The 25,874-nt window shown below is 64.8% G+C and carries 27 protein-coding genes; 10 read left to right on the forward strand and 17 right to left on the reverse strand.

The features are described 5' to 3' along the window. Position 1: 1 nt before the first annotated feature. The 3 genes from xdhB to guaD are packed head-to-tail and all read left to right on the forward strand — an operon-like array spanning position 2 to position 4,343. Positions 2-2,314 (forward strand): xanthine dehydrogenase molybdopterin binding subunit, encoded by a 2,313-nt coding sequence (gene xdhB, locus ACFSCT_RS08830; RefSeq protein WP_379141990.1) that lies wholly within the window; start codon positions 2-4, stop codon positions 2,312-2,314. Continuing rightward, entirely contained in the window at positions 2,311-3,054 is a 744-nt protein-coding gene (xdhC, locus tag ACFSCT_RS08835) for a xanthine dehydrogenase accessory protein XdhC (protein WP_379141991.1), read from the forward strand. The genes xdhB and xdhC overlap by 4 nt, the downstream gene beginning before the upstream one ends. Then, positions 3,051-4,343: a guanine deaminase gene (gene guaD / locus ACFSCT_RS08840; RefSeq protein WP_379141993.1), complete on the forward strand. Its 1,293-nt coding sequence runs from the start codon at positions 3,051-3,053 to the stop codon at positions 4,341-4,343. Before xdhC ends, guaD begins: the two co-directional genes overlap by 4 nt. A gap of 49 nt (positions 4,344-4,392) precedes the next feature. Here guaD and ACFSCT_RS08845 read toward each other — a convergent pair whose 3' ends face one another. From ACFSCT_RS08845 to mobA, 9 genes are all read right to left on the reverse strand, one after another. Further along, positions 4,393-4,944: an ATP-binding protein gene (locus tag ACFSCT_RS08845; RefSeq protein WP_379141995.1), complete on the reverse strand. Its 552-nt coding sequence runs from the start codon at positions 4,942-4,944 to the stop codon at positions 4,393-4,395. Next, positions 4,941-5,273: an STAS domain-containing protein gene (locus ACFSCT_RS08850; protein ID WP_379141997.1), complete on the reverse strand. Its 333-nt coding sequence runs from the start codon at positions 5,271-5,273 to the stop codon at positions 4,941-4,943. The genes ACFSCT_RS08845 and ACFSCT_RS08850 overlap by 4 nt, the downstream gene beginning before the upstream one ends. A gap of 139 nt (positions 5,274-5,412) precedes the next feature. Beyond that, complete coding sequence (locus tag ACFSCT_RS08855) at positions 5,413-6,183, reverse strand: ABC transporter ATP-binding protein (RefSeq protein ID WP_379141998.1); 771 nt, start codon at positions 6,181-6,183, stop codon at positions 5,413-5,415. Further along, the gene (locus ACFSCT_RS08860) at positions 6,180-7,049 is read right to left on the reverse strand and encodes an ABC transporter ATP-binding protein (protein ID WP_379141999.1); all 870 of its coding nucleotides are present in this window, start codon (positions 7,047-7,049) and stop codon (positions 6,180-6,182) included. The genes ACFSCT_RS08855 and ACFSCT_RS08860 overlap by 4 nt, the downstream gene beginning before the upstream one ends. Then, positions 7,046-7,969 carry an ABC transporter permease gene (locus tag ACFSCT_RS08865; protein ID WP_379142001.1) on the reverse strand — a complete coding sequence of 308 codons (924 nt, stop codon included), beginning with the start codon at positions 7,967-7,969 and terminating at the stop codon, positions 7,046-7,048. Before ACFSCT_RS08865 ends, ACFSCT_RS08860 begins: the two co-directional genes overlap by 4 nt. Beyond that, complete coding sequence (locus ACFSCT_RS08870; RefSeq protein ID WP_379142002.1) at positions 7,966-9,051, reverse strand: ABC transporter permease; 1,086 nt, start codon at positions 9,049-9,051, stop codon at positions 7,966-7,968. Before ACFSCT_RS08870 ends, ACFSCT_RS08865 begins: the two co-directional genes overlap by 4 nt. Then, entirely contained in the window at positions 9,048-10,649 is a 1,602-nt protein-coding gene (locus ACFSCT_RS08875) for an ABC transporter substrate-binding protein (protein ID WP_379142004.1), read from the reverse strand. Before ACFSCT_RS08875 ends, ACFSCT_RS08870 begins: the two co-directional genes overlap by 4 nt. A 201-nt stretch (positions 10,650-10,850) precedes the next feature. Then, entirely contained in the window at positions 10,851-11,246 is a 396-nt protein-coding gene (locus ACFSCT_RS08880) for a hypothetical protein (protein WP_379142006.1), read from the reverse strand. A gap of 113 nt (positions 11,247-11,359) precedes the next feature. After that, entirely contained in the window at positions 11,360-11,959 is a 600-nt protein-coding gene (mobA, locus tag ACFSCT_RS08885) for a molybdenum cofactor guanylyltransferase MobA (protein ID WP_379142007.1), read from the reverse strand. Between the two features lie 152 nt (positions 11,960-12,111). Here mobA and ACFSCT_RS08890 point away from each other — a divergent pair, with 152 nt between their 5' ends. Beyond that, positions 12,112-12,870, forward strand: a complete 759-nt coding sequence (locus ACFSCT_RS08890) for a DUF2478 domain-containing protein (RefSeq protein ID WP_379142009.1) — start codon at positions 12,112-12,114, stop codon at positions 12,868-12,870. Positions 12,871-12,928: 58 nt separating this feature from the next. Here ACFSCT_RS08890 and glpK read toward each other — a convergent pair whose 3' ends face one another. The 4 genes from glpK to ACFSCT_RS08910 all read right to left on the reverse strand — a co-directional run bounded on the left by glpK (position 12,929) and on the right by ACFSCT_RS08910 (position 19,215). Further along, positions 12,929-14,410: a glycerol kinase GlpK gene (glpK, locus tag ACFSCT_RS08895; RefSeq protein ID WP_379142012.1), complete on the reverse strand. Its 1,482-nt coding sequence runs from the start codon at positions 14,408-14,410 to the stop codon at positions 12,929-12,931. Positions 14,411-14,473: 63 nt separating this feature from the next. Then, entirely contained in the window at positions 14,474-16,018 is a 1,545-nt protein-coding gene (gene glpD, locus ACFSCT_RS08900) for a glycerol-3-phosphate dehydrogenase (RefSeq protein ID WP_379142014.1), read from the reverse strand. 115 nt (positions 16,019-16,133) lie between these two features. After that, positions 16,134-17,618: a PAS-domain containing protein gene (locus tag ACFSCT_RS08905; protein ID WP_379142015.1), complete on the reverse strand. Its 1,485-nt coding sequence runs from the start codon at positions 17,616-17,618 to the stop codon at positions 16,134-16,136. A gap of 217 nt (positions 17,619-17,835) precedes the next feature. After that, positions 17,836-19,215 carry an ActS/PrrB/RegB family redox-sensitive histidine kinase gene (locus ACFSCT_RS08910; RefSeq protein WP_379142018.1) on the reverse strand — a complete coding sequence of 460 codons (1,380 nt, stop codon included), beginning with the start codon at positions 19,213-19,215 and terminating at the stop codon, positions 17,836-17,838. A gap of 102 nt (positions 19,216-19,317) precedes the next feature. Between ACFSCT_RS08910 and ACFSCT_RS08915 the strand changes: the two genes are divergently transcribed. From ACFSCT_RS08915 to ACFSCT_RS08925, 3 genes are all read left to right on the forward strand, one after another. Then, on the forward strand, positions 19,318-19,941 hold the full coding sequence (locus tag ACFSCT_RS08915) for an SCO family protein (RefSeq protein WP_379142020.1): 624 nt from the start codon (positions 19,318-19,320) through the stop codon (positions 19,939-19,941). A 69-nt stretch (positions 19,942-20,010) separates the two neighbouring features. Continuing rightward, on the forward strand, positions 20,011-20,571 hold the full coding sequence (locus ACFSCT_RS08920) for an ActR/PrrA/RegA family redox response regulator transcription factor (RefSeq protein ID WP_379142022.1): 561 nt from the start codon (positions 20,011-20,013) through the stop codon (positions 20,569-20,571). A gap of 96 nt (positions 20,572-20,667) precedes the next feature. Further along, entirely contained in the window at positions 20,668-20,991 is a 324-nt protein-coding gene (locus ACFSCT_RS08925) for an H-NS histone family protein (RefSeq protein ID WP_379142024.1), read from the forward strand. Positions 20,992-20,994: 3 nt separating this feature from the next. On the opposite strand, the gene ACFSCT_RS08930 is transcribed toward ACFSCT_RS08925, so the two are convergent. From ACFSCT_RS08930 to ACFSCT_RS08940, 3 genes are all read right to left on the reverse strand, one after another. Continuing rightward, entirely contained in the window at positions 20,995-21,618 is a 624-nt protein-coding gene (locus ACFSCT_RS08930) for an HD domain-containing protein (RefSeq protein WP_379142025.1), read from the reverse strand. Between the two features lie 10 nt (positions 21,619-21,628). After that, complete coding sequence (gene secB / locus ACFSCT_RS08935) at positions 21,629-22,156, reverse strand: protein-export chaperone SecB (protein ID WP_379142027.1); 528 nt, start codon at positions 22,154-22,156, stop codon at positions 21,629-21,631. A 143-nt stretch (positions 22,157-22,299) separates the two neighbouring features. After that, a complete protein-coding gene (locus ACFSCT_RS08940) occupies positions 22,300-22,866 on the reverse strand; it encodes an FxsA family protein (RefSeq protein WP_379142028.1) in 567 nt (188 codons plus the stop codon). A 127-nt stretch (positions 22,867-22,993) separates the two neighbouring features. Between ACFSCT_RS08940 and ACFSCT_RS08945 the strand changes: the two genes are divergently transcribed. The 3 genes from ACFSCT_RS08945 to ACFSCT_RS08955 are packed head-to-tail and all read left to right on the forward strand — an operon-like array spanning position 22,994 to position 25,308. Next, on the forward strand, positions 22,994-23,659 hold the full coding sequence (locus tag ACFSCT_RS08945; RefSeq protein WP_379142029.1) for a Tim44/TimA family putative adaptor protein: 666 nt from the start codon (positions 22,994-22,996) through the stop codon (positions 23,657-23,659). Positions 23,660-23,697: 38 nt separating this feature from the next. Continuing rightward, a complete protein-coding gene (locus tag ACFSCT_RS08950; RefSeq protein WP_379142030.1) occupies positions 23,698-24,309 on the forward strand; it encodes a Smr/MutS family protein in 612 nt (203 codons plus the stop codon). A 54-nt stretch (positions 24,310-24,363) separates the two neighbouring features. After that, complete coding sequence (locus tag ACFSCT_RS08955) at positions 24,364-25,308, forward strand: VOC family protein (RefSeq protein ID WP_379142031.1); 945 nt, start codon at positions 24,364-24,366, stop codon at positions 25,306-25,308. 151 nt (positions 25,309-25,459) lie between these two features. Here the strand turns inward: ACFSCT_RS08955 and ACFSCT_RS08960 are convergent, their stop codons facing one another. Then, positions 25,460-25,741 (reverse strand): GNAT family N-acetyltransferase, encoded by a 282-nt coding sequence (locus tag ACFSCT_RS08960; RefSeq protein ID WP_379142032.1) that lies wholly within the window; start codon positions 25,739-25,741, stop codon positions 25,460-25,462. Between the last annotated feature and the right edge of the window lie 133 nt (positions 25,742-25,874).

Below are 25,874 nucleotides of genomic sequence, written 5' to 3' on the forward strand. Positions count from 1 at the left end.
GATGAAGGATAACCTCAGCCCCGGTATCTCGGACGACATCCGCCACGACAGCGCCGAAAAGCATGTCACCGGGCGGGCCGACTATACCGACGATCTGACCGAGCCGCAGGGCACGCTGCACGCCTATCTAGGCCTGTCGAAATGCGCCCATGGCCGCATCACGCGGCTGGATCTGGACCCGGTGCGTGCCGCACCCGGCGTGATCGACGTGCTGACCGCCGCCGATATTCCGGGCGTGAATGACGTAAGCCCCGCCGGAAATCACGATGATCCGATCTTCGCCGAGGGCGAGGTGCGGTTCTGGGGCCAGCCGATATTTGCGGTGATCGCCGAAACCCGCGATCAGGCGCGCCGCGCCGCCGCCTTGGCGGTTGTCGAATATGATGCCCTGCCTCACGCGCTTGACCCCATCGCCGCGCGCGACGCCGGCATGGGCTACGTGACCGATCCGCTGAAGCTGCGCCGGGGCGCACCCGAGGTCGCCCTTGCCACCGCGCCGCATCGGATCACCGGCCGTATGGTCATCGGCGGCCAGGACCATTTTTACCTTGAGGGCCAGATCGCCATGGCCGTCCCGGGCGAGGATGAGGATGTCGTCATCCATACCTCGACCCAGCACCCAAGCGAGGTGCAGCACATGGTCGCCCACGCGCTGGGCGTCGCCTCGAACGCGGTGGTGGTGAATGTCCGGCGCATGGGCGGCGGCTTTGGCGGCAAGGAAACGCAGATGAACCTGTTCTGCTGCGTGGCCGCCGTCGCCGCCAAGAAATGGCACCGCGCCGTCAAGCTGCGGCCCGACCGCGACGATGACATGACCGCAACCGGCAAGCGGCACGATTTCGTGGCCGATTATGCGCTGGGTTTCGACCGGCAGGGCCGGATTCAGGGCGTCAGCGGCGATTGGTATGCGCGCTGCGGTTTCTCGGCCGACCTGTCCGGCCCGGTGACCGACCGGGCGTTGTTCCATGCCGATAACGCCTATTTCTATCCCGACGTGGAGTTGCGCAGCCATCCGATGCGCACGAATACCGTATCGAACACCGCCTTTCGCGGCTTTGGCGGTCCGCAGGGCGTGATCGTGGCCGAGCGCATGATCGAGGAAATCGCCTATGCGCTGGGCAAGGATACGTTGGAGATCCGCAAGGCCAACCTATACCAGAACGGCCAGTTGACGCCCTATCATCAAGAGGTCGAGGACCAGATCCTGCCCCGCATCTTTGATGAGCTGGAGGCGAGCAGCGACTATCACGTCCGCCGCAAGGCGGTGCTGGACTGGAATGCCCGTGGCGGGGTTATCCGCAAGGGCATCGCGCTGACGCCGGTCAAGTTCGGGATCAGCTTCACCGCCACCTGGTACAATCAGGCCGGTGCGCTGATCCATATCTACAGCGACGGCTCGATCCAGTTGAACCATGGCGGGACCGAGATGGGGCAGGGCCTGAACATCAAGGTGGCGCAGGTGACGGCCGAGGCGTTGGGGGTCGATCTGTCGCGGATCAAGATCACCAAGACCACGACCGAGAAGGTGCCGAATACCTCGGCCACGGCGGCGTCCTCGGGCTCGGACCTGAACGGGATGGCGGCGCTGGATGCGTGCGATCAGTTGCTCGCCCGGTTGACCGGTTTCGCCGCTTCGGCGTGGAACGTGCCCGCCGACCAGATCAGCATCGGCGAAACCGTGCGGATCGGTGGCGAAACCATGCCCTTCGCCGATTTCATCCGCGCGGCTTATCTGGCGCGGGTGCAATTGTCCGCGGCGGGTTTTTACAAGACGCCCAAGATCCACTGGGACCGCGCCAAGGGCACCGGCCGCCCCTTCTATTATTTCGCTTATGGTGCGGCCGTGTCCGAGGTTTCGGTCGATACGCTGACTGGCGAATACGAAGTCGACCGCGTGGACGTGCTGCACGATGTCGGCCGCTCGATCAACCCGGCCATAGACAAGGGCCAGGTCGAGGGCGGGTTCGTTCAGGGCGTGGGCTGGCTGACCAGCGAAGAACTGTGGTGGAACGACAAGGGCGAGCTGAAGACGCACGCGCCCTCGACCTACAAGATTCCGCTGGCCGGCGACCGCCCGCGTATCTTCAATGTGGCGCTGGCCGATTGGTCGGTGAACCGCGAAAAGACGGTCAAGCGGTCAAAGGCGGTGGGCGAGCCGCCGTTCATGCTGGCGATCTCGGTGTTCGAGGCGATCGGCATGGCCGTGGCCAGCGTCGCGCATTACCGCGAATGTCCCCGGCTGGACGCGCCCGCCACACCCGAGCGGGTGTTGATGGCGGTCGAGCGGCTGCGCGGCGGGGGGACGGCCGCATGATCCGCATTCGCGTGACCCATACCAAAGGCTCGACCCCGCGCGAGGCGGGGGCCGAGATGTGGGTGGATCGCGATATGACGCGCGGCACGATCGGCGGCGGCGCGCTTGAATACATGGCCATCGACCGGGCCCGGCAGATGCTGGCCTTCGGCGAAAGCCGCGCGACGATGGACGTGCCTTTGGGGCCCGAAATCGGGCAGTGTTGCGGCGGACGGGTCGCGCTGTCGCTGGAACAGGCGCTGCCCGGTCCCGATCCCGAACAGCCCCGGGTTCTGATCTTCGGCGCCGGTCATGTCGGGCGCGCGCTGGCGCTGGCGCTGCGGCCCTTGCCGGTGCGGGCGACGCTGGTCGACAGCCGCGCGGATGAACTTTCGCTGGCGGCGCCGGGTCTTGACGCCCGTCTGACGCCCCTGCCCGAGGCTGAGCTGCGCGCCGCCCCGCCGCGCAGCAGCTATGTCATCCTGACCCATGATCATGCGCTGGATTTCCTTCTGGCGGCCGAGGCGTTGCAGCGCGGTGACGCGGGCTATGTCGGCATGATCGGCAGCGGCACTAAACGCGCCAGCTTCGCGCGCTTTGCCCGGACGCGCGGCATTGACCCCGCGCCGCTGATCTGCCCGATCGGGGCCGGATACAGCCGCGACAAACGCCCCGAAGTGATCGCCGCCTTCGCGGCCGCCGAAATCATCGGCCGGCTCACCTCGGCCGTATCCACCGACCTCATACAAGAAAATTCATGAAACATCTGATTCGTGGCCGCGTTCTTAACTTTCACGCCGATCCGGCCGAGACCGAGGACAATCACCGCTTTATCGAGGATGGCGCGATCATCGTCGAAGGTGGCAAGATCGCCGCGATCGGCGACTATGCCGATCTGCGCGCCGATGGTCTGGCCGAGACCGACCACAGACCGCATCTGATCCTGCCCGGCTTCATCGACCCGCATATCCATTTTCCGCAGGTGCAGGTCATCGCCAGTTGGGGCACGCAGCTTCTGGACTGGCTGAACACCTATACTTTCCCCGAGGAAGCGCGGTTTTCGGACCCGGCCCACGCCGCCCGCATGGCCGAGGCGTTTCTGGACCGGCTGATCGAGGCGGGGACGACCACGGCCAGCGCCTATTGCTCGGTCCATGCCGGGTCGGCCGAGGCGCTGTTCGCGGCGGCCGAGGCCCGCAACATGGCGATCGCCGCCGGCAAGGTGATGATGGACCGCAACGCGCCGGCCGCCGTTCTGGATACCGCGCAGCAGGGCTATGACGAAAGCAAGGCGCTGATCGCGAAATGGCACGGGCGTGGCCGAGCGCAATATGTCATCACACCGCGCTTTGCGATCACCTCGACGCCGGCGCAGCTTGCCGCGGCGGGGCAGTTGGCGGCCGAACACCCCGAATGCCTGATCCAGACCCATATGTCGGAAAACCGCGACGAGATCGCGCTGACGCGGGAGCTCTATCCACAGGCGCGCGACTATCTGGACGTGTATGAGCAGGTTGGGTTGTTGGGGCCAAAGCTGATGCTGGGGCACTGCATTCACCTTGAACCCCGAGAGATCGCGCGGATGGCGGAAACCGGCAGCCGGGCGATTTTCTGCCCGACCTCGAACCTGTTCATCGGATCGGGGCTTTATGACGCCGAGGGGGCGCGGGCGGCCGGTATCGTCGCCGGGGTGGCGACGGATGTCGGCGGGGGCACCAGCTATTCCATGCTGACCACGCTGGCCGAGGGCTACAAGGTCATGCAGTTGCGTGGCCAGAACCTGCACCCGCTGGCGGCGTTTCACTGGGCCACGCGCGGCAATGCGCTGGCGATGGGAATGGCGGACCGGATCGGCACGCTGGAGCCGGGGACGGATGCCGATTTCGTGGTGTTGAACGCCAACGCCACGCCCGCGATGGCCTTGCGGATGGAGCGTGCGACGACGCTGGCGGAAGAGCTGTTCATCCTGCAGATCATGGGCGACGACCGCGCCATAGCCCAGACCTATGTCGCCGGGCAGCCGATGAAACACGCCGCCACGCCGGGCTGAACCGGGCGCGCCTGGAACCGGGGTCGATCCGGCACCGCGACCGACCCGATCAGCGCTGATTCTCGGTGTCTTCCCACGGCACGCAGAAGGCCAGAAAATTGCGGTGCCCTTCGCGGAAATAGCAAAGCGACTGGGTCAGATCATGGATCAGGAACCAGCCAAACCCGCCTTCGGGCAGCGTATGATCCGGCCCGAGGATGACGGGCATGCTGGGCTGGATCAGGCAATTCGCGGGGATCCGCCTGCCGTCATCGCTGATCGCACAGGCGATGCCGGTGGTGTGGCGGGTCAGCGCCAGATGGACCAGCGGCACGCGCCGACGGCCGGGCGCCATGGCACGCCCGCCGCCATCAAGATTGTCGCCCTGATCGTCAGCGTGAAGATCCGGCGTCGGCGCGCCGTGTTCACCCACGTTGTTCAGCACCTCGGCCAAAACCAGCTCCAACCGGCCCGCGGTTGCGGATTCCAGCAGCGTCGAGAAACGGGACCTGATCTCGATCAGCGTTCGGCGCACATTGCCGGGATCCGCCCGAAAGACCCGATGGAAAAGCGGTTGCCGCATCGGATCGGCAAGCGCCTCGGTCCGATGCGCCGAAGTCATTCCGCGGGTCCCGGGGCGATCGTGTCGTGAATGGTAAAGATCGTGTCCATTTTGGTCAGCTTGAACACCCGCGCCACATTCTGGGTCAGGCCGGCGATCTGGAGGTCGGCGCCGTCGGGCATGTTCTTTCGGGCCGCGATGATCGCCCCAAGCCCCGAACTGTCCATGAAATCGACGCAAGACATGTCCAGAATGACCGCGCCGTGCCGCGATCCGGTGACGGCGCGCATCTTGTCCTTGAACCGGGTGGCGATGGCCGCATCCAGCCGTGCATCGGCCAGTTGGATCACGGTGCGGTTGTCGTCGCTTTCGGTGATGGTCAGATTCATGCTGATTCCCCTCGCAGTTGGGAAAGATCTAGCGTGAAATAGTTACCATCCTCTGAACGGAGGCAGCCCGCGCCCGGCATCCGCGACGAAAACCTGGGATTTCGCTTGAAAAAACCGTTGGATCCCGCCCCGATCAGGCTCAGTGCGGCGCATCTTCGCGCAGATAGCCCTCGCTGGCGGCGATGAGATGGCGGGCATAATCGCTTTTTGCGGCGCGGCCGCGAAGCTGGGCGGTGGTCATCTGCTCGACCAGTTCGCCATGGCGCATGACCGCCAGACGGTCGCACATATGGGCGATGACCGACAGATCGTGACTGACCATGACATAGGTCAGGTCGCGTTCGCGCCGCAGGTCGGTCAGCAGGTTCAGGATCTCGGCCTGAACCGAAACGTCCAGCGCGCTGGTCGGTTCGTCCAGCAGCAAAAGCCGCGGTTCGGCAGCAAGCGCGCGCGCGATGGCGACGCGCTGACGCTGACCGCCCGAAAGCTGATGCGGATAGCGAAACCGGAAGCCGCCGCCAAGCCCCACATCCTCGAGCAACCGGCCGATCCGCCGGTCGACGTTGTCCATACCCTGCAATCGCAGGGTTTCGGACAGCACCCGGTCGACCGAGTGGCGCGGATGAAGGCTGGCATAGGGGTCCTGAAACACCATCTGCACGGTCTTGTGGAAAGCCCGGTCGCGGTGTCTGCCGGTGACCTGGCGTCCCTCGACGGCGATCCGGCCCGACCATGTGGCGATCAGCCCGGTGATCGCGCGCAGGATCGTCGATTTTCCCGACCCGCTTTCGCCCACCAGCCCATAGCTTTCGCCCTGCGCAACCTCAAAGCCGACGCCGCGCACGGCATCGACGCGGTCGGCATCATGGCCGAACCAGACGTTCAGGTCCGAGACGTTCAGCATGTTCAAAGCCCCCCGGGAAACTCGGTGACCAGCGGCGCGTCGCGCCAGTCGTCATCGCGGACAAGGACCGGCAGGCGGTCGACGGGCTCGTCCAGACGGGGCAGGCTGTTCAGCAACCCCCGGGTATAGGGGTGTTTCGCGGCGTGCAACTGATCCGCGGGCAGCGTCTCGACGATGCGGCCGGCATACATGATCAGCACCCGGTCGCAGAATTGCGCCACCAGATTGAGGTCGTGGCTGATGAAGATCAGCCCCATGCCGCGATCACGCACCAGCCGGTCCATGATCCGCAGAACCTCGGTCCGCACCGATACGTCAAGCGCGCTGGTCGGCTCGTCCGCGATTAGGATCTCGGGGTCGGGGGCCAGCATCATCGCGATCATGATGCGCTGGCCCATGCCGCCCGAAACTTCGTGCGGATAGGCGTCGAACACCCGCTCGGGATCCCGGATCTGGACGGCGCGCAGCATCTCCATGGCTTTGTCGCGCGCGGCGTTCCGGTCGCCACCGGCGTGCAGGCGATACGCCTCCATGATCTGCCGGCCGACGGTCATCACCGGGTTGAGGCTGAATTTGGGGTCCTGCATGACCATGCTGATACGGCCGCCGCGAATGGCGCGCATCTGGCGTTCGGGCAGGTTCAGGATCGACCGGCCGTCGAGCGTCATCCGGTCGGCCGTCACCCGCCCGGGCGGTCGGACGAGGCCAAGGATGGCGCGGCCGGTCATGGATTTGCCCGACCCGCTTTCGCCGACGACGCCCAGCCGCTCACGACCAAGCTGGAAGGACACCCCGCGCACGGCCTCGAAATCACCCTGACGCGAGGGGAAGGTCACCCGCAGGTTCTGCACGTCCAGAAGCGGTTCGGTCATTGCTTTGCCGCCTTCGGATCAAGTACGTCGCGCAACCCGTCGCCCAAGAGGTTGAAGGCTAGGCTGACGATGAAAATCGCAAGACCCGGCATGGCCGCGACCCACCAGAAATCAAGGATATAGGTGCGCCCGTCCGAGATCATCGCCCCCCATTCGGGCAGCGGCGGCTGGGCGCCGAGGCCCAGAAAGCCAAGCCCCGCCGCCGACAGGATGATGCCGGCCATGTCGAGCGCCACCCGCACGATCAGAGAGCTTATGCACAGCGGCCAGATATGCCCGATCAGCAGCCGCAGCGGACCCGCGCCCTGAAGCCGGGCGGCGGCGATATAATCGGCATTGCGGATCGTCAGCGTCTCGGCCCGGGCAAGCCGGGCATAGGGCGGCCAGCCGGTCAGCGCCAGCGCCAGAACGGCATTGCCGATCCCGGCGCCAAGGGCTGCTACGAACGCCAGTGCCAGAATGAGCTTGGGGAAGGCCAGAAAGATGTCGGTGATCCGCATCAGCACCTGATCGACCCAGCCGCCGGTAAAGCCCGCGACCGTGCCGACCAACAGCCCGATCAGGGGCGAGATGAGCGCCACCGTTCCGACGATGAACAGCGTGATGCGCGATCCCCAGATCAGCCGCGACAGGATGTCCCGTCCCAGCGCATCTGTGCCCAGCCAATTTTCGGCCGAAGGGGGTTGCAGCCGTCCGGCGAGGTTCTGCGCGACGGGGCTTTGTGGCGACAGCCACGGGGCGAAAATCGCCGTCAGCACCAACAGAACCAATATGATCAGCCCGACCATCGCCAGATGATTCGACCGGAAGGTCAGCCAGCCCTGATAAAGCGCCCCAAGACGGGCCTGCCGGCGCGATTGCGGCGCATTCGACAACAGCCATTGGCGGGTCGTCATGGTTTCGGTGCTTGCCTGGGTCATTCGGCCCTCGGGTCAAGGAATTTGTAAAGCAGATCCGACAGCATGTTCAGCACGATGAAGCACAAGCCGACCAGCACCGTGCCCCCCAGCACCGCGTTCATGTCGCCGGCCAGCAGGGTTTTCGTGATGTACTGGCCGATTCCGGGCCAGCTGAAGATGATCTCGGTCAGCACGGAACCTTCCAGCAGCGATCCGAAGGACAGCGCGATCACCGTGATCAGCGGCACGAGGATGTTGCGGAAGGCATGGCCCCAGATCACCCGCGTTTCGGACAGGCCCTTGACCCGCGCGGTGGTGATATACTCGGCCGAAAGCTGTTCCAGCATGAAGCTGCGGGTCATGCGGCTGATATAGGCGAGGCTGAAATAGCCAAGCAGGCTGGCCGGAAGGATGACGTGTGAAAAGGCGTCGCGGAACGCGGCCCAGTCACCGGCGATCAGGCTGTCGATCAGGATCATGCCGGTATAGGTCGGCACCATGCCGTCATAGACGATGCCCTGCCGCCCGGGTCCGCCGACCCAGCCCAGAATGCCGTAGAACACCAGCAATCCCATCAAGCCGAGCCAGAAGATCGGCATGGAATACCCGATCAGTGCGACGACCCGGGCGATCTGATCGACCCAGCCGCCGCGCCGCGCGGCGGCCACCACGCCCAGCGGAACCCCGACCAGAATGCCGATCAGCGTGCCAAGGCTGGCCAGTTCCACCGTTGCCGGGAACACGCGCTTCAGATCCTCGGTCACCGGATGACCGGTCGAGATCGAGCGCCCGAAGTTTCCGCGCAGAACGTCGCCGATATAGATCAGGAATTGCTCCCACAGCGGCTTGTCCAGACCCATCGCCTGATAGGCAGCGTCGTATTGGGCCTGTGTGGCACGCTCGCCCACCACTTTCAGCACCGGGTCGATCGGCATCACGCGCCCGATGACGAAAGTGACCAGCAACAACCCCAGAAGCGTCAGGGCCAGCGACAAAAGGATGCCGCCGATGCGCTTGGCGCGCCGTCGCGCGGCGCCCGACCTGCGCGGCGAAGGGGGCAGGTTGCCCTGCCCCCCCGCCTTGTCCACGTTCGACAAGGTCATTCGCCCTTGGTCACCTGACGATAGTTCACGCTGGTGACGGCGCCGCCGCCGCTCCAGTTGGTGATACCCTTCTGCATCGCAACCTGTTCGATCCGCTGGAACAGGGGCAGGACGGGTGCGGTTTTCTGATATTCGGTCTGAATATCGACATACATCTGCTTGCGCTTTTCGGTGTCGCCTTCAAGCGTCGCGGCCTTGACCTGATCCTGCATTTCCTGCGGGACGGCATAGCTGTTGCGCCAAGCGAGCGTCGACCCCTTGCCTTCGTTATCCGGGTTCCACGCGAAGGTACCGGCATTGGTCTGCGGGTCGGCATAGTCCGGGCCCCATTCGCCAAGGAAGATCGGCACTTCGCGGGCGCGATAGGCATCCAGAACCTGCGCGCCGGTCATCTGTTCGATGTTCAGCGTCAGACCGGCTTGCGCCATCGAGGCCTGAATGGTCTGGGCCACGTCGATATATTCACGGATGTCGCGGATTTTCGTGGTGATCGTGCCGCCGGTCACTCCGGCGTCGGCCAGAATCTTCTTGGCTTCCTCGACATCGTATTTCCACGGGTTTTCCGACAGCGCACCCAGATAGCCTTCGGGCAGGAAGGCCTGATGAACCTGCCACTGTCCCTTGAGGAAGCTGTTCGCCATGCCGTCGAAGTCGATCAGGTGGCGCATCGCCTGCTGGACGGCCGGGTTCTTCAGCACTTCGTCCTTCTGGCTCATCCCCATGTACAGGATGCGGCCGCGCTTTTCGTCGACCACTTTCAGCTTGTCGTTGCCGCTGATACCCTGAATATCGCTGGGCGTCAGGTTGCGGGCAACGTCGATGTCGCCTTGCTCAAGCTGCAAGCGCTGCGCGCTCGATTCCGCCACGTTGCGCACGATGACCCGCTTCATCGCCGGCGCGCCCTGGAAATATTCCTCATAGGCGGCCAGTTGCACGACCTCGTTCGGGCGCCATGCGGTCAGCGTGTAGGGACCGGAACCGGCGTCATTTGTGCTGAGCCAGGTGTTGCCCAGATCCTCGCCTTCGACATGCTGCATCACCAGTTCCTTGTCGACCACCGAGCCGATATTGGCGGTCAGACAGTTCAGAACGAAGGATTGCGCATAGGGCTGATCCAGCGTGATGGTCAGCTTGTTGCCGTCGGCCTTGATAAGCTCTTCGACATTCTCGGGGGTAAAGCCGAACTGGTTCAGGATGAAGGCGGGCGATTTGTTGATCTTGACCGCCCGCTGAAGCGACCAGGCGGCATCCTCGGCCCGGACCGGGTTGCCGGAATGGAACTTGACGCCGTCGCGCATGGTGAAGGTGATGGTCTTGCCGTCCTCGCTGACCTCCCAGCTTTCGGCAAGGCTGGGCTTGAAGCCCGCATCAAGATCCAGGGGGTCGAAGTCGACCAGACGGTCATACAGGTTCTGATCGACGTCATTGCCCGAAAACTCAAAGCTCTGCGCCGGATCAAGGCTGATGATGTCGTCGATCGTCGCGGCGACGACCAGCACATCGGCCGGCGTTTCCGCCCAGGCGGCGGGCGCCGATACAGCTGCAACGCTGATGGCGGTCGCCAGCAAAAGCGACTTGGTTCGCGTGAAATGCATCATTGTGATATTCCCCGTTGGTTCGCCCGGTTGGCCCGGACCTGATGGCCGAACATGGCGCGCTACAGGCTGGTTGGCAAGCCTGCGAAAAGACGGCCGCCGACGAAGATGTGTCGGGCCAAATAAAAACCCCGGCCGCAAAGGGCCGGGGTTTCCGTGGCTTTTCCCCTGATCCGATCGGGACCAGGGCGTGCCTGCGCCCGATCAGTTCGGTGCAGGTGCCGGGGTGGTGCCGCTGTCGGCCGGGGCCGCGTCGGCCGGCGGGGTCGACTCGGTCGGAGCCGGGGCGGTGTCGGTCGGAGCCGCGGGCGCATCAGCCGCCGGTGCGTCGGTTGCCGGCGCATCGGTGGCCGGGGCCGTGTCAGCCGGCGGGGTCGCCGAAGAATCGGCGGGCGCGGTCGCGGCCGGAGGCTCGGTCGTGGTGGTGGCGGTCTCAGTGCTGCGGCCAGCCAGGAAATACCAAGCCAGAGCAGCCAGAATCAAAAGCACGATAACGATGCCGATGATGCCGCCCGAGCCCGCACGCTCGCCCGTGTTGATGTTGTTGGTCGTCGTGGTCCGCGGGGTCGTGCGGTTCGGATCGGTGTTGTGATCAGACATAACTGGTCCCTTCTTTGCTGCACGCGCCCGAGTTCAGCGGGCCATGTCGGTCATAAAACCCGTTTAGACCGAAATTGTTTCCCTCGATCCAAGATTTTTTTCAGCCTTGGCGGTTACTTGGCGGATTCGCGCCGGTTCCGCCATGATTCGATCGCCTCGGGTGTGTTCAGATTGGCGAAGGGTTCATCCCCGGGAAAGGCGACCTGCGCGAAACCGACCATATCGGCGAAAACCCGGACCTTGCGCACGCCCCGGTCCAGCGCAAGCCGCAACAGGGGCGCCAGATCGCACCGCCACAGCCCCGAGGTCGGGTGCAGCCGCGACCCGTCAGCCGTCATTCCGCGCGGCAGCACGACGGCGGCATCGACCGATGACAGCCGCGCCACCAGATCGCCCGGCGGCTGCGGGGTATCGACCGGGCTGGTGACAATGCGGGAAAACCCGTTCCCGGCCGCCCATTCCATCCCGGCCAGCAACCCGGCCAGCGGCCCCGGATGGTCCGGCAACGGATCCGGCAGCACCGGCAGGCCGAAGGCTCCGAACCGCTGCGGATCGCCATTGGCGCTGATGGCAAGGGCGGCGCATTGCGGCGACAGCGCGTCGATGACATGCGCGATCATCGGCCGTCCCGCCAGCGGGATCAGCGCCTTGTCGCGGCCACCCATCCGGCGCCCCAACCCTCCGGCAAGGACAAGTCCCGCAATTCCCCGCACCAGCGCCCCCCATCTTGCACCGCCATCCAACCCCGTTAGCCCCTCCGGGGCAAGTTGCCATTGCCCGGGGCGCCGCTATGCTAGCCGGTCTGAAATGCCGGTCTGAAATGCCGGTACGAAATATCAGTCCGAAATGCTGATGGGATGAAACCATGCTGGGTTATCTGGTGCAAACCACCGCCAAGGACGGTGCCGGCCGGGCGGACGCGCTTTTGGTCGCGGTTGCCGACCGGCTGGCCGCGGCCGGCGTCGATCTTGCCGGGGCGGTCCAGATCAACACCGATCGCGGTGAAAACAGCCCTTGCGACATGGATCTGCGGGTGCTGGGCGACGGTCCTGTCCTGCGCATCTCGCAAAACCTGGGGGGCGGGGCCGAGGGGTGCCGTCTGGATACCGGCGCGCTGGAAACGGCGGTCGGGCTGGTTGGCGCGCGGCTGGATGCCGGGGCCGAGCTGGTCATCCTGAACAAGTTCGGCAAGCACGAGGCCGCCGGCCGCGGCTTTCGCACCGCCATCGCGCAGGCGCTGGAAGCCGATGTGCCGGTGCTGCTGGCGGTCCCGGCATCGGTTATGCCCGCATTTCAGGCGTTCGCCGGCGATCTGGCGGTGCCGCTTGGCAGCGGCGAGGATGCGGTTTTCGGCTGGTGCGTGGACCAGCTTACGGCCCGGACCGTCGATGCACGGGATCTTTTGTGTCCGCTGCCGGTCCTGAGGCTGCGCAAGCGGCTGGAACAGCTTTCACCCGGCGAACGGGTCCGGTTGGAGGCGACGGACGCCGCCGCCGTCATCGACGTTCCGCATTTCTGCGCCCAGTCGGGCCATGTCCTGCTGGCCGAGGGCGAAACCGGGGATGGCGCGCGTTACTGGATCGTCGCGCGCGGGCAGATGACCCCGGCCCTTGCCGCCGGCTGAGTCATCATAGGCTGATCCACCACAGACTGATTCAATACCGGCTGAGCCTAAGGCGCGATCACAGCGACATGGTGGCCTGAACCGCCTTGGTCCAGCGGGCGTAACGGGCCTCACGTTCGGCTTCGGGCAATTTCGGTTCAAACCGCCGGTCAAGCGCCCAGCTTGCGGCGTATTCCTCGGCGCCCGGGCAAATACCGGCGCGCATCCCGGCCAGCCACGCCGCCCCCTTGGCGGTCGTCTCGACCGCCTTCGGCCGGTCCACGGGCGCGCCGAGAATATCGGCAAGGAACTGCATCGTGGGGTCCGAGGCGCTCATCCCGCCATCGACCCGCAGCACCGCATCGCCGCCCCCGGGCCAATCGGCGTGCATCGCCTGCCACAGGTCGCGGGTCTGGAAACCGACGCTTTCCAGCGCCGCAAGCGCCAGTTCGGCCGGCCCGGTGTTGCGGGTCAGGCCATAGATCGCGCCACGCGCATCCGGCTGCCACCACGGCGCGCCAAGTCCGGTGAAGGCCGGCACCATGATCACGTCCTGTGCGGGGTCGGCCTTCTGGGCCAGCTTTTGCGTATCCGCGGCCTGACGGATCAGGCCCAGCCCGTCCCGCAGCCATTGGACCACCGCGCCCGCGATGAAGATGCTTCCCTCCAGCGCATAGGTCGGTTTGCCGTCGAGTTGATAGGCGATGGTTGTCAGCAGCCGGTTCTGGCTGGTCACCGCCCGGTCGCCGGTGTTCAGAAGCGCGAAACAGCCCGTGCCATAGGTCGATTTCATCATCCCGGGCTGAAAACAGGCCTGCCCGACCGTCGCCGCCTGCTGATCGCCCGCGACGCCCAGAATGGGCAGCTCTTTCCCGAACAGGTCGGGGCGGGTCAGACCGAAATCGCCGGCACTGTCGCGGACCTCGGGCAGAATGGCGGCGGGCACCCCGAACAGGGCGCACATCGGCTGCGACCATTCGCCGCGGCGGATGTCGTACAGCATGGTCCGCGCTGCGTTGGTGGCATCGGTCGCATGCACGCGGCCGCCGGTCAGGTTCCAGATCAGCCACGAATCGACGGTTCCGAAAGCCAGTTCGCCGCGTTCCGCCGCGGCCCGCGCGCCTTCGACATTATCGAGAAGCCAGGCGATCTTGGTGGCGCTGAAATAGGGGTCGAGCAGCAATCCCGTCGCCTCGGTCACGGCGGCCTCGTTCCCCTCGTCCTTCAGGCGCTGGCAAAGCGCGGCGGTGCGGCGGTCCTGCCATACGATCGCGCGGTGGATCGGCTCGCCGCTGCGCCGGTCCCAGATCACGGTCGTCTCGCGCTGGTTGGTGATGCCGATGGCGGCGATCGCCGCACCGCTGGAGCGGCCTTTCTCGATCGCGGCCCGCGCCACCGCCGCGGTCGAGGTCCAGAGATCATGCGCATCATGTTCGACCCAGCCGGATTGCGGGAAATGTTGGGCGAATTCCTGCTGTGCACTGGCCCGCGCGTTCAACTGATCGTCGAACAGAATGGCGCGCGAGGAGGTGGTGCCCTGATCAATGGCTAATATGGTCACGTCAACTCCTCCGATATCAGCGGGCCGCTAACAGGTAGGCCCCAAGCCGGGCGCGGGACGTCCTCAGACGCCCGCTTCGGCCTTCAGCCATGCATCCAGATCTTCGATCTGCGCGGGCGTCATGGTCAATCCCAGCTTTGAGCGGCGCCAGACCACATCCTCGGCCCGGCGGGCGAATTCATGGGTGACCAGCCAGCGCACCTCGCGCTCGGTCAATGTGGCACCGAAGTTCCGGCCAAGCCCGGCGATGTCCCGCGCGCCCGCCAGCATCAGCCGCGCGTCGGTCCCGTAAGCGCGGATCAGGCGGCTGGCCCACGCGGGCGTCAGGAATGCAAACTCGGCGATGAGCGCCCGGGTCAGGGCATCGGCGCCATCCACGGGAAAATCGCCGCCGGGCAGGGGAGCACCGGCCGTCCATGCCGGTCCGGCCGCCGGAAGATGCGGCGCCAGTTTTTCCAGCGCGTGTTCGGCCAGTCGGCGATAGGTGGTGATCTTGCCCCCGAAGACATTCAGGCAGGCCGGGCCGTTCGCATCCAGCGACAGGACATATTCGCGCGTGGCGGCCGTCGCCGACTTGGCGCCATCGTCGTAAAGCGGGCGAACCCCGGAATAGGTCCAGACGATCTGGTCGCGCGTCACCGGGTTGCGGAAATAGCTGCTGGCGAAACTGCACAGATATTCCTGTTCCTCCGGGGTGCAGACGGCATCCTGCGCCGGGCCGTGATGGTCGCGATCGGTGGTGCCGATCAGGGTGAAATCCTGCTCGTAAGGGATGGCGAAGATGATCCGGCCATCCTCGCCCTGAAAGAAATAGCATTTCTGGTGATCGAACAGTTTCGGCACGACGATATGGCTGCCGCGCACCAGCCGCACCGATTCGTGCGTCGGCAGATGCGCCACGTCGCGGATCACATCGCCGACCCAGGGGCCGGCGGCGTTGACCAGCACGCGGGCGGTATGCTCGGCCCCGTCCTCCATCGTGATCCGCCACAGATCACCCTCGCGCCGGGCAAGCGTCACCCGGTTGCGGGTCAGAATATCGGCGCCGCGCTGTCGCGCATCGCGCGCGTTAAGGGCGACAAGACGGGCGTCGTCCACCCAGCAATCGGAGTATTCATAGGCGCGCGCGAAGCGGTCCTGCAGGGCCGCGCCAGCCGGGTCCTGGCGCAGGTCGAGCGATTTCGTGCCGGGCAGGATCTTTCTGCCGCCGAGGTTGTCGTACAGAAACAGCCCCAGCCGGATCAGCGCGGCCGGGCGGCGGCCCTTTTGCCAGGGCATCAGCCGGCCCAGGATATGCGAGGCCGGGGTGTCGCCGGCAAAGCGCATCTGCGGGTTCAGCGGCAGGACGAAGCGCATCGGCCAACTGATATGCGGCATCGCGCGCAACAGAATCTCGCGCTCGGTCAGGGCTTCGCGGACCAGCCGGATCTCGAAATATTCCAGATAGCGCAGGCCGCCGTGGAACAGCTTGGTCGATTTCGAGCTGGTCGATTGCGCCAGATCGCCCATCTCGGCCAGCCGGACACTCAGCCCGCGCCCGGCGGCGTCCCGCGCAATTCCGCAGCCGTTAACGCCGCCGCCGATAACAAAAAGATCTGTCGTTTGCATGTGTCCCCCGGCGATGAGCCGCAGATCACCACGGCGGCCGGGGGCTGTCAAACCTGTGCGTTGATCATGCGGGGGCGTCGATCACGCCCACACGTTGATCAGGCTTGCACGCGGATCATGCCTGCGCGCGCTGCCGGGACATCGGTTCGGCCTGCGGTTCCGGCGCGGCCTGCGGCGCAGCCGGCTGCGTTGGCGCCAGCGTTTCGGTCGCCGCCTCGAAACGCACCATCGACAGGCCGCCCTGCAAGGGCTGGAAGTGCCAGTTCATCAGCCGGCCGTCCGGGCCCATCATTGCGCCGCGCTGGCGCTGCCGCCCGGCGGTGCCGTTCAGGCAGCCGCGCAGCCGTTCAAAACCCGCCCCGCCCTGTGCCGAGGACTGCCATGCGCGCAACGCTTCGGGGGCCGAGGGGTGATGCATCGCCTCGCTCAGCCCGAAGGCGGTCTGATAGGCCGCGTTCGCCAGCATCGTCTGACCGGTGGCCGAAAAGACGATGATCGCGTCGTCCATCGCCTCGATTACCGCGCGGCCCATCGAAAGATCGGTGCGGAACTTGCGGGTCAGCGAGGTTTCCGAGGTGATATCCTCGAACAGGAAGGCGACGGCCCCGTCCGGGTGCGGCCGGCCGGTGACGCGATAGGTCTGACCGCCGGGCAGCAACCATGTCTCGACGTGATGGCCCGAGGCGGCGGCGCTTTCCAGATTGCTCATCTGTTCGCGCCAACTGCGATAATTCTTGGGCTCGGGCACCATCCGTGCCTCGCGCAGCCGGTCCAGAAAGGCATAAAGCGTCGGCCGCCCGATCAGGAAACCCGCCGACAGCCCGGTCAGGTCGATCAGCGCCGGATTGAACAGCTGAAGCGCCCGGTCCTTGTCGAAGATCGCCAGCCCGATCGGCAGGTCGGCAAAGGTTTTCGTCAGGGTCTGGACGAATTCCCGCAGCGAACGTTCGGCACGCACGGCCGCGCCGGCGGGCAGCGCAAAGCACATGATCTGGCTGTCCTTGCGCTGAATGTGACAGTCGAACCACAGATCGGCCTCGGGCGCGGCATCACCGCCCAATCGGGCGCGGCGGATTACGGTCTGGTCGGTTTCCGGCACGATCAGATCGAACAGCGCCGGAATCGGCCATATCGGGCCTTCGTCCGCGGTATCGGGCAGATGCTGCGCCATATGGGACAAATAGGCGTCGTTCGCCCAGGTGATCGCGCCAGACGGTTCCTGATGCCATGCCAGCATCGGGGCGTGATCCACCAGTTCGCGCAGGATGTGCAACTCTTCCTCAAGCGCGTTCTGGGACAGCGAATCGACAATGATGCCGGCGCCTTCGGCACCGGGGTCGGTCAGGTTAAAGCGGCGATAGCCGTCGCCCAGATCCTCGGCCAGAAGTTTCAGACGCGCCGAGCCACGCCCGTCGACGCCGAAAATCTCGTCCGATCCGGTGTCCGGAAGCTGTTGCAGCCGGCCGGACAAATCGGGCATCCGGGGGGTCAGCCAGCCGATCAGCCGGTCATATTCGCCGCCGTTGCCCCCGATCGCGGCAAGCAGGCCGCGCGCGGGCGCGGTGCTGTCGATCAGCCGGGTGCCGCGAAAAAGCAGCACCGCCCCTTCGCGATTGTGTTCGTTCTGCAACCGTGGCGGGTGAGGGTTTCGCCGCAACCAACGCAGGGCCAGAACGACCAACATCACCGAAAGCGCGGCAAACATAAGGACCAAGCCGCCAATCAACATGAAACCCGCCATTCTGGCGCCCCCAGTTATGCAACATGAGTGCAACCCTAGAGGGATTCGGTTTCGAAAGCGTTAACAAAATGCGGGGTCAGGCGCTGACCAGGGGGTTTTCCCCCATCGCCTTGCGGCCCGATTCGGCGACCAGACGATCGCGTGGCCAGATGATCCGGACCACCGCGCCCGTGTCGGGCGGCTCGGCATTCTGAAACGTGATTGCCGCGCCGCTGCGTTCCAGCAAGGTGCGGGCGATGAACAGCCCGAGTCCCATGCCCTCATAGCCGCCACGGTCCTGAGTGCGCCGCGTGGTCAGAAACGGATCGCCAAGCCGGCCCAGAAGATGCGCGGAATAGCCGGCCCCGTCGTCGTGAATGGTCAGCCCGATCCGGGACGGTTCCGCATCCGCGCTTATCACCACCCGGGTTTGCGCGAAATCGACCGCGTTCTGGATCAGGTTCCGCAAGGCATGAACCAGCCCCGGGTCGCGCAACACCATCAGCCGCGCATTCTGCCCCAGATCCAGATCGACGGCTATGCCGCGGTCGCTGTGCGGGCGCGCGGCCTCTTCGACGACGGTTTGCAGCGCCGCGGTCTGCAACAGCAGGTCCTGCTTGCCCGCGCTTCCCATCGACCGCAGGATGTCGCGACATCTTGTCACACTCTCGCGCAGAAGTGCGGCATCCTCGGCAAGATCGCTGCGGTCGGGAAGCGCCTCGGCCAGCTCGTCCGCAAGCTCGGACGACACCAGCTTTATGGTGGCAAGCGGCGTGCCCATCTCATGCGCGGCTGCGGCGACGACGCCACCCAGATGCTGAAGCCGCTGTTCGCGCGCAAGGGCCGCCTGCGTGACAAGAAGCGCCGAAGTCGTCTCGGCCAGTTCCCCCGCCACGCGGTGGGCGTAAAGCGCGAAGAAAACCACGCCGATACCGATCGCCGACCATTGCGCGACGGCCAGCAGATCCGGCACGCGCAGGATGATCCCCTGGGTGGTGCTGACGGGCTGCGGAAATATCGCGGCAAGCGTGATCGCGACCAGCGTAATTGCACCGATTGCTGCGGTTTGGCGCGCACTCAGCGCGGTCGAGGCGATGGTCACCGGCGCAAGGATAAGCATCGCAAACGGGTTGGACATGCCGCCGGTCAAACCCACCAGAACCGAAAGCTGGATCACGTCGAAAATCAGTTGCGCCAGCGCGCCGCGCGAATCCAGACGCCGGCCGGCGGGGCGGCGGCTGGCGTAATAGGCGGTTACCGACAGATTCATCAGCGCGCCGGCGGCGATCGTCGCAACCACGGGCCAGAAATCGAACCGCAACCCCAGCTTCAACGCCGCGACGACGGCGCCCAACTGACCGGCAAGCGCCACCCATCGCAAAAGGACAAGTGTACGCAGCCGGATCGGTTCGGCACTGTGGGGCAGATAGAGCGCCACCTGGTTGGCCGTGTCGTTATCGCGAAGCGTGTGCGGCATGGGGCAAGATTGACCTGATTTGGAAATTGATACAAACCCCCCGTGCGACGATCAACGGAAACCATCGGGAAGAGATACGGTATGCGCCGAGACAGATTAATCATGCTGACAGGCATCCTCACCACCCTTTTGCTTCTGCTTGGCGGCTGGCTTCTGCTGCAGAAGCGGAACAGCGGCGACCCCTCTGATCGCTTCGCCCAGTGCCGCGAGGGTGTGATCGCGGGGGGCGCCGGAGCGATCGGCGGATCGTTCGAGCTGGTGAACATGGACGGTGCCACGGTCACCGAGAAACAGGTTTTCACCAAACCCTCGCTGCTCTATTTCGGTTATACGCAATGCCCGGACGTCTGTCCGCTTGATAATAACCGGAATTCCATGGCTGCGGCCATCCTTCAGGAAAAGGGCAAGGATGTGCAGCCGGTATTTGTCACAATAGATCCCAAACGCGATACGCTTGATGTTATGCGTGACTATTCCGAGGGATATGATCCGAAACTGGTTGGCCTGACCGGTACGGCCGAGCAAGTAAAGGCGGCCGCCGATGCATGGCGGGTTTATTTCAATGCGCGTGATGACGGCACCGATCCGTATTATCTCGTCGACCACTCCACCCAGACCTATCTGGTTCTGCCGGGCGACAATACGGTCGAGTTTTTCAACCGCGATGTGACGCCCGAGCAGATGGCCGAGCGGGTAGGGTGCTTCCTCGATGTGGCCGATTCATGAGAATCCCGCCGCGCTGGCCGATGGCGGCCCGCGGTTGCGTTTTCAACCCGGGATGAATAGGCATAGTGCATGAACCACAGTTCGCATACGCCAGACGATCTGGGCCCTGATCCGTCCTTGCTGCTGGTCGACGATGACCCGGTTTTCGTCAACAGACTGGCCCGGGCGATGGAAAAGCGCGGTTTTGACGTGGTGGTGGCCGGATCCATCGCCGAGGGACTCTCACATGTGCGCGAGCGCCCTCCGGCTTATGCGGTGATTGATTTGCGGCTTGAGGACGGCAGCGGGCTTGACGTGGTCGAGGCGTTGCGCGCCGCCCGTCCCGACGCAAGGGTGATCGTCCTGACCGGTTATGGCGCCATCGCCACGGCGGTGGCGGCGGTCAAACTGGGCGCTTCGGATTACCTCGCCAAGCCCGCGGACGCGGATGACGTAACGGCAGCGTTATTGTCGCGTGATGAGGTATTGCCAGTTCCGCCGGAAAACCCCATGTCCGCCGACAGGGTGCGTTGGGAGCATATTCAACGGGTATTCGAGCAATGCGACCGCAATGTCAGCGAAACCGCGCGACGGCTGCATATGCACCGGCGCACATTACAGCGGATTTTAGCCAAGCGTGGCCCCAAGTAGCCCGACGGATGTCGGAGACGGGTATTTTTGACTTGAATTACTCGCGATAATTCATTTTGATTACCGAACCACATTTGATCCGGAAAGATATGTAAAATGAATATTGAGCTCGGCCAACTTGAATTGAAAGAGTTGCACGACCTGAGAAACCGCGTGGAGCGCGCCATCGGCGATTTTGAAAGCCGTCGGCGCAAGGAAGCCGTGACCCGGCTGGAAGAGACCGCGCGCGAGTATGGCTTTTCATTGGCGGACCTGACGTCCGGCGCCCCGGCCAAGACGCGCCGGTCGGGTGGTACCGTTCCGCCGAAATACGCCAATCCGGAAGATCCGGCCCAGACCTGGACGGGTCGCGGCCGTCAGCCGGTGTGGGTGCGCGAACATCTGTCGTCGGGCGGCAAGATCGAAGATCTGTCGATCTGAGCCTTAGCGAACTGGCGGCGGCGCGTTGCCCGCATCCATTTCCGACATCAGATGATTGAAGCGTTCCGTATAGGCCGCCCGGGTTTCGGCCGGTGGACGCAGCCTTATGCTCAGGCCGGACAGTTGCATGCCGGCCGGCATGGGGAACAGCCGTTCGGCCTCCAGTCCTGAAAATCCGGCGATCTGCACCGCTTCCAGACGCGCCGAAATCCGGTCGGCCTGCTTGATGGCCTTCTTGATCGGAACAGGCAGAGCGGCGGGCAAACCAAAACGCAGATGCACGGCTGCGGCAAGGCGGGCATCCAGCTTGCCGTATTCCGTACCCAGCGCCGCCTTGACCGGAGAGATCATATCTCCAATGACATATTCCGGCGCATCGTGCAAAAGCGCGGCCAGACGCCAGCGCGCGGCGATACCGGGTTGAAGGCGCGCGAAAATCTCTTCGACCAATATCGAATGCTCGGCCACCGAATAGGCCCAGTCTCCGTGCGTCTGGCCATTCCAGCGGGCGACAAAGGCCAGACCATGCGCGATATCCGACAGCTCGATGTCCATCGGCGTCGGATCAAGCAAATCCAGCCTCCGCCCCGACAACATACGTTGCCAGGCGCGGGGGGCTTTGGTCATCTGACGGCCTTCAGGAAAGCGGCTGGCCGGGCGGGCGCTGCTGATCGGCCTGCGACTGGGCGCGGCGCTGAAGTTCCTGCCGGTAAAGGGCGACGAAATCGACCGGATCCATGTTGAACGGCGGGAAGCCGCCGTCGCGCGTCACGTCCGAGATGATGCGACGCACGAAGGGGAACAGCATCCGCGGGCATTCGATCATCAGGAACGGGTGCAACTGATCCTCGGGCACGCCCTCGATGTGAAAGACCCCGCCATAATCCAGCTCGCACAGGAACAGCGGCGCCTTGTCCGATGCGTTGTTAGAGGCGACGCGGAATTTGCACAGGACCTCGTACTGGTTCGCAGCCTCGCGCTTGCGGGCGTCAAGGCTGACCTGAACGGTGATCTCGGGCGATACGTCGCCGCTGCTGATACCCTTCTGGGCCACCGCGTTTTCAAACGACAGGTCGCGGATATACTGTGCGAGGATCGACATGCGCAGCGGCGTTTCGGCCTGCTGTTCGGGTTGGTCGGCGTTGTTCGAGGTCTCGTCGCTCATCAGTCATCCTATCCGGTTGAAGCCATCGCCAGTCGGCGGGCGTGCGATTTGCGAAAGGTTCTAGCACCGCTTCACCAGCGCCTCAATGCCGCAGTCCGGCGCGCCGGCGCCAAATCATCGCGCCGGCCCGCGGGTTGATGCGGCTATTGCAGGGTCCAGCCCGACTTGCCGCGCCGGGTCGGACGGTTGGCCGGCTGATCGTCGGGGTGGATCGGCGCCTCATCCTCGATCACATATTCGCCATCGATGGTGCCGGCGGGGTTCCGGGGCGGCCATTGCCGGGCCGGGGCGTCCCTGTCGTACATGTTAGACCAGTCCGGCCCCGCATCGGGCGCGCTGTCAAAGCCGAAGCCCTGCCGGGTCACGACCATGCGTTCGCGCACCTGACGCATCATCCAGTCACGCACCCCCGGAACCAGCAGCAAAAGCCCCAGAAAATCGGTGAAAAAGCCCGGCGTCAAAAGCAATGCGCCGGCGAACAGGATCATCGCGCCATGCGCAAGCGGCGCGCTGGGGTCGCGCATTTCGCGGAACGATTGTTGAAGATCCATCAGCGCCCGCAGGCCCTGACGCCGCATCAGCCAGGTTCCGACCACCGCCGACAACAGCACCAGAAGAATCGTCGGCCCCACACCGATCGCCTGTCCGACGACAATGAACAGCGAGATCTCGATGATCGGTATCACGATGAACAGGATAATCAGCCACATCTTAAGCAGGCCCCCTCCGATCGGGCCGAATTACGGGCACAAACTGGACTTGGCCCACCATGATCCCTACATAATAGCTGAAGCGCCTCAGACAAATGGCGTGATGTGATTTAGGATGGAGAAGTTGATGACGAACGCCGTTGTGCAACTGTTGGTTCTGGCGGCGATCGCAGTTTTTCTGATCATTCGGCTGCGGAACGTCTTGGGGACCCGTGACGGGTTCGAAGCGCCCCGGATCCCGACCGAGAACGAGCCACCGGCCCGCGTCGGCGGCCCGGCCGATGATGGCCGCGCCTCGGCTGGCGATCAGGACATATCCGATCATGCCCCGGCCGGAAGCCCCACGGAAAAGGCGCTGCGCGACATGAAAGCGATCGAGCCCGCATTTTCGGTCAATGATTTTCTCAACGGTGCGAAAGGCGCCTATGAGATGATCCTGACCTCGTTCGAGAAAGGCGACATCTCGCAGGTTCGCGCCTTCCTTGCGCCGCCCGTGGCCGATGCGTTCGACGGGGTCATCGCCGGCCGCAATGAGCGGGGTGAAACCGTCGAGGCGCAGTTTCTGGGGGTGCGCGAAACCGCCCTTCAGGGGGCCGAGTTCGATCCGGCGACGGGCGAGGCGCAGCTTGCCGTGCGCTTCGTCGGCGAGATGATCTCAACCACCCGCGATGCCAACGGGAACGTCATCGAAGGTGACGGAAAGACCGCGCAGAAACAGCGCGATCTTTGGACCTTCGCGCGCCGCATGGGGCAGGCCGATCCTAACTGGCAGCTTGTGGCGACCGGCTACTGATCGCAAATTGGCGCCGGTGGGGCGGCAAGGGGTAGGTCATGGCACGCAAGGGACGGCGCCTGTCGCCCGATGAGGTCGAGCTTTGGGCGCGTGTTGCCGCGACTGCGCGGCCGGCCCACCCCAAGCGCAAGCAGCCACCCGCCCCGCGCCTGCCCGTCACCGTTCCCGAAGATCACCCCCAACCCGGAACCCGGACCGCCGATACCGCTTTGCTGCGCATATCGGGCGGCAAAAAGCCGCTTGCGCATGATCTGGCGCCGGCGTTGTCCGAGCATCTGGCCAGCCAGCCCCTGCGGATGGATGCCGGCAAGCACAAGCAGATGCGGCGCGGCAAGATTGCCCCCGAGGCGCGGATCGACCTGCATGGCCTGACGCTTGCGCAGGCGCACCCCGAACTTATCCGGTTCATCACCGCGTCCCGCGCTGCCGGGCGGCGGCTGGTGCTGGTGATTACCGGCAAGGGCAGCCGCCGGCCCGCGGACGACGACGGCCCGATTCCGGTGCGGGCCGGGGCGCTGCGCCATCAGGTGCCGCGCTGGCTGGCGCAATCGCCGCTGTCGGCGGTGGTTCAGCAGATCGCTCCGGCCCATGTCCGTCATGGCGGCGAGGGGGCCTATTACGTCTATCTGCGCCGCCCGCCCGGCAGTTAACGCGATATTCACCTGTATATCGGATTATCGGGCAGGCATGAACAAGGGCACGCCATGGAACTGACCGGTTTCCATCATCTGACGGCGATCACCGCCGATGCGCGGGCCAACAAACGTTTCATGACCGAGGTGCTGGGCCTGCGGCTGGTGAAACGATCGGTCAATCAGGACGATCCGTCGGCGTATCATCTGTTCTTCGCCGATGGGCGGGGACGTCCGGGAACCGATATCACCTTTTTTACCTGGCCGGTCGGGCGGGAACGGCGCGGGACGAACGCGATCACCCGGACAGGGCTGGTGGTCCCCGCCGGCAGTCTGGATTACTGGATCTGGCGGCTGGCGGACGAATGGTTGCCACGCAGCGCGCGGCGGATCGTCGACGGTCACAGCTCAGTGGATTTCGAGGATATCGAGGGGCAGCGTTACCGGCTGGTCGAAGCGGATGCCGCCGCGACAGGACCGACATGGGAATATAGCCCGATTCCGGCCGCGTATCAGATCATTGGCCTTGGCCCGATCACCCTGTCGGTCCCGGATATCGCACCGACGCGGGCGCTCTTTTGCGACATACTGAACATGCAACCGGCGGGAAGCTATGCCGATCCCGACGACATCGGCCGGACCGAGGTTTTCAGGATGGGCGGCGGCGGGCTTGATGCCCGTCTTCACGTGACCGCGGAGGCCGGCTCGCCCGTGGCGCATCAGGGCGCCGGCGCGGTTCATCATCTGGCGTTCCGAACGCCCGATGCGGAACGGCTTGCGGAATGGAAGGCATGGATCGAATCCTATGGTATCCGGGTGTCGGACATCATCGACCGCCATTATTTCCGCAGCATCTATTTCCGCGATCCCAGCGGCATCCAGCTTGAAATCGCCACCGACGGCCCCGGATTCGAGGTGGACGAACCCGCCGAGAACATGGGCGAAAAACTGATCCTGCCGCCGTGGCTGGAAAGCCGCCGCGACGAGATCGTCGGGGCGCTGCCGGTGATCGACTGATGTGCCGCGCCAACTTCTGGCCTCAACCTCTGGCGGGATCCCTTGGCCGCACGGCGGTCGTGAGGCGTGGTCCGCGGACGTAAGCAAATCACCGGACCAGATCACCGGACCAGATTACCGGCGCGCCCGCATTCTGCACGCCGTCCGAACGTCAAACGGCCCGCAGCTCTGCCCAATCCGGGTTGTCGTCGAATTTCTTCGCGACATAGGAACATCGGGGGTCGATGCGAAACCCCTCGGTCCGGGCGTCATGGATCAGGGCCTCGACCAGCGCAGCCGCCGCGCCGGTACCGCGCAGACTGTCCGGTGCGCCGGTATGGTCGGCGTGGACGACGTTGCCATCGCGGGTAAAGGTCAGCTCCGCCTCGCCCGGCTTGCCCGGGATGGTGGCGACATATCGGCCGGCTTCCTTGCGGATCTGGATATCGGTCATGAAACGGCTTTCCTGTTGGTAAGGTCAGGCTGTTGGGCCAAGGCACGCAACGACAACATCCCGATCGTCCGATCGGCTCCCGCCGGGTCGCATTTCACGTCTCGCGAGGACCGGGGGCCGGCCCCCTGATCAC

This window comes from Paracoccus pacificus (assembly GCF_042680785.1).
Taxonomy (GTDB): domain Bacteria; phylum Pseudomonadota; class Alphaproteobacteria; order Rhodobacterales; family Rhodobacteraceae; genus Paracoccus; species Paracoccus pacificus.

What these genes read in the sequence shown, in the direction of transcription:
- ACFSCT_RS08925 (WP_379142024.1), top strand. Translation starts at nt 20,668, where the DNA reads ATGAATATTGAGCTCGGCCAACTTGAATTGAAAGAGTTGCACGACCTG.
- secB (WP_379142027.1), bottom strand. Translation starts at nt 22,156, where the DNA reads ATGAGCGACGAGACCTCGAACAACGCCGACCAACCCGAACAGCAGGCC.
- ACFSCT_RS08950 (WP_379142030.1), top strand. Translation starts at nt 23,698, where the DNA reads ATGGCACGCAAGGGACGGCGCCTGTCGCCCGATGAGGTCGAGCTTTGG.
- ACFSCT_RS08860 (WP_379141999.1), bottom strand. Translation starts at nt 7,049, where the DNA reads ATGACCGAACCGCTTCTGGACGTGCAGAACCTGCGGGTGACCTTCCCC.
- ACFSCT_RS08945 (WP_379142029.1), top strand. Translation starts at nt 22,994, where the DNA reads ATGACGAACGCCGTTGTGCAACTGTTGGTTCTGGCGGCGATCGCAGTT.
- ACFSCT_RS08940 (WP_379142028.1), bottom strand. Translation starts at nt 22,866, where the DNA reads ATGTGGCTGATTATCCTGTTCATCGTGATACCGATCATCGAGATCTCG.
- ACFSCT_RS08875 (WP_379142004.1), bottom strand. Translation starts at nt 10,649, where the DNA reads ATGATGCATTTCACGCGAACCAAGTCGCTTTTGCTGGCGACCGCCATC.
- ACFSCT_RS08850 (WP_379141997.1), bottom strand. Translation starts at nt 5,273, where the DNA reads ATGAATCTGACCATCACCGAAAGCGACGACAACCGCACCGTGATCCAA.
- ACFSCT_RS08845 (WP_379141995.1), bottom strand. Translation starts at nt 4,944, where the DNA reads ATGACTTCGGCGCATCGGACCGAGGCGCTTGCCGATCCGATGCGGCAA.
- ACFSCT_RS08870 (WP_379142002.1), bottom strand. Translation starts at nt 9,051, where the DNA reads ATGACCTTGTCGAACGTGGACAAGGCGGGGGGGCAGGGCAACCTGCCC.
- ACFSCT_RS08880 (WP_379142006.1), bottom strand. Translation starts at nt 11,246, where the DNA reads ATGTCTGATCACAACACCGATCCGAACCGCACGACCCCGCGGACCACG.
- glpD (WP_379142014.1), bottom strand. Translation starts at nt 16,018, where the DNA reads ATGCAAACGACAGATCTTTTTGTTATCGGCGGCGGCGTTAACGGCTGC.
- ACFSCT_RS08920 (WP_379142022.1), top strand. Translation starts at nt 20,011, where the DNA reads ATGAACCACAGTTCGCATACGCCAGACGATCTGGGCCCTGATCCGTCC.
- guaD (WP_379141993.1), top strand. Translation starts at nt 3,051, where the DNA reads ATGAAACATCTGATTCGTGGCCGCGTTCTTAACTTTCACGCCGATCCG.
- ACFSCT_RS08890 (WP_379142009.1), top strand. Translation starts at nt 12,112, where the DNA reads ATGCTGGGTTATCTGGTGCAAACCACCGCCAAGGACGGTGCCGGCCGG.
- xdhB (WP_379141990.1), top strand. Translation starts at nt 2, where the DNA reads ATGAAGGATAACCTCAGCCCCGGTATCTCGGACGACATCCGCCACGAC.
- ACFSCT_RS08915 (WP_379142020.1), top strand. Translation starts at nt 19,318, where the DNA reads ATGCTGACAGGCATCCTCACCACCCTTTTGCTTCTGCTTGGCGGCTGG.
- ACFSCT_RS08910 (WP_379142018.1), bottom strand. Translation starts at nt 19,215, where the DNA reads ATGCCGCACACGCTTCGCGATAACGACACGGCCAACCAGGTGGCGCTC.
- xdhC (WP_379141991.1), top strand. Translation starts at nt 2,311, where the DNA reads ATGATCCGCATTCGCGTGACCCATACCAAAGGCTCGACCCCGCGCGAG.
- ACFSCT_RS08865 (WP_379142001.1), bottom strand. Translation starts at nt 7,969, where the DNA reads ATGACCCAGGCAAGCACCGAAACCATGACGACCCGCCAATGGCTGTTG.
- ACFSCT_RS08960 (WP_379142032.1), bottom strand. Translation starts at nt 25,741, where the DNA reads ATGACCGATATCCAGATCCGCAAGGAAGCCGGCCGATATGTCGCCACC.
- ACFSCT_RS08930 (WP_379142025.1), bottom strand. Translation starts at nt 21,618, where the DNA reads ATGACCAAAGCCCCCCGCGCCTGGCAACGTATGTTGTCGGGGCGGAGG.
- ACFSCT_RS08955 (WP_379142031.1), top strand. Translation starts at nt 24,364, where the DNA reads ATGGAACTGACCGGTTTCCATCATCTGACGGCGATCACCGCCGATGCG.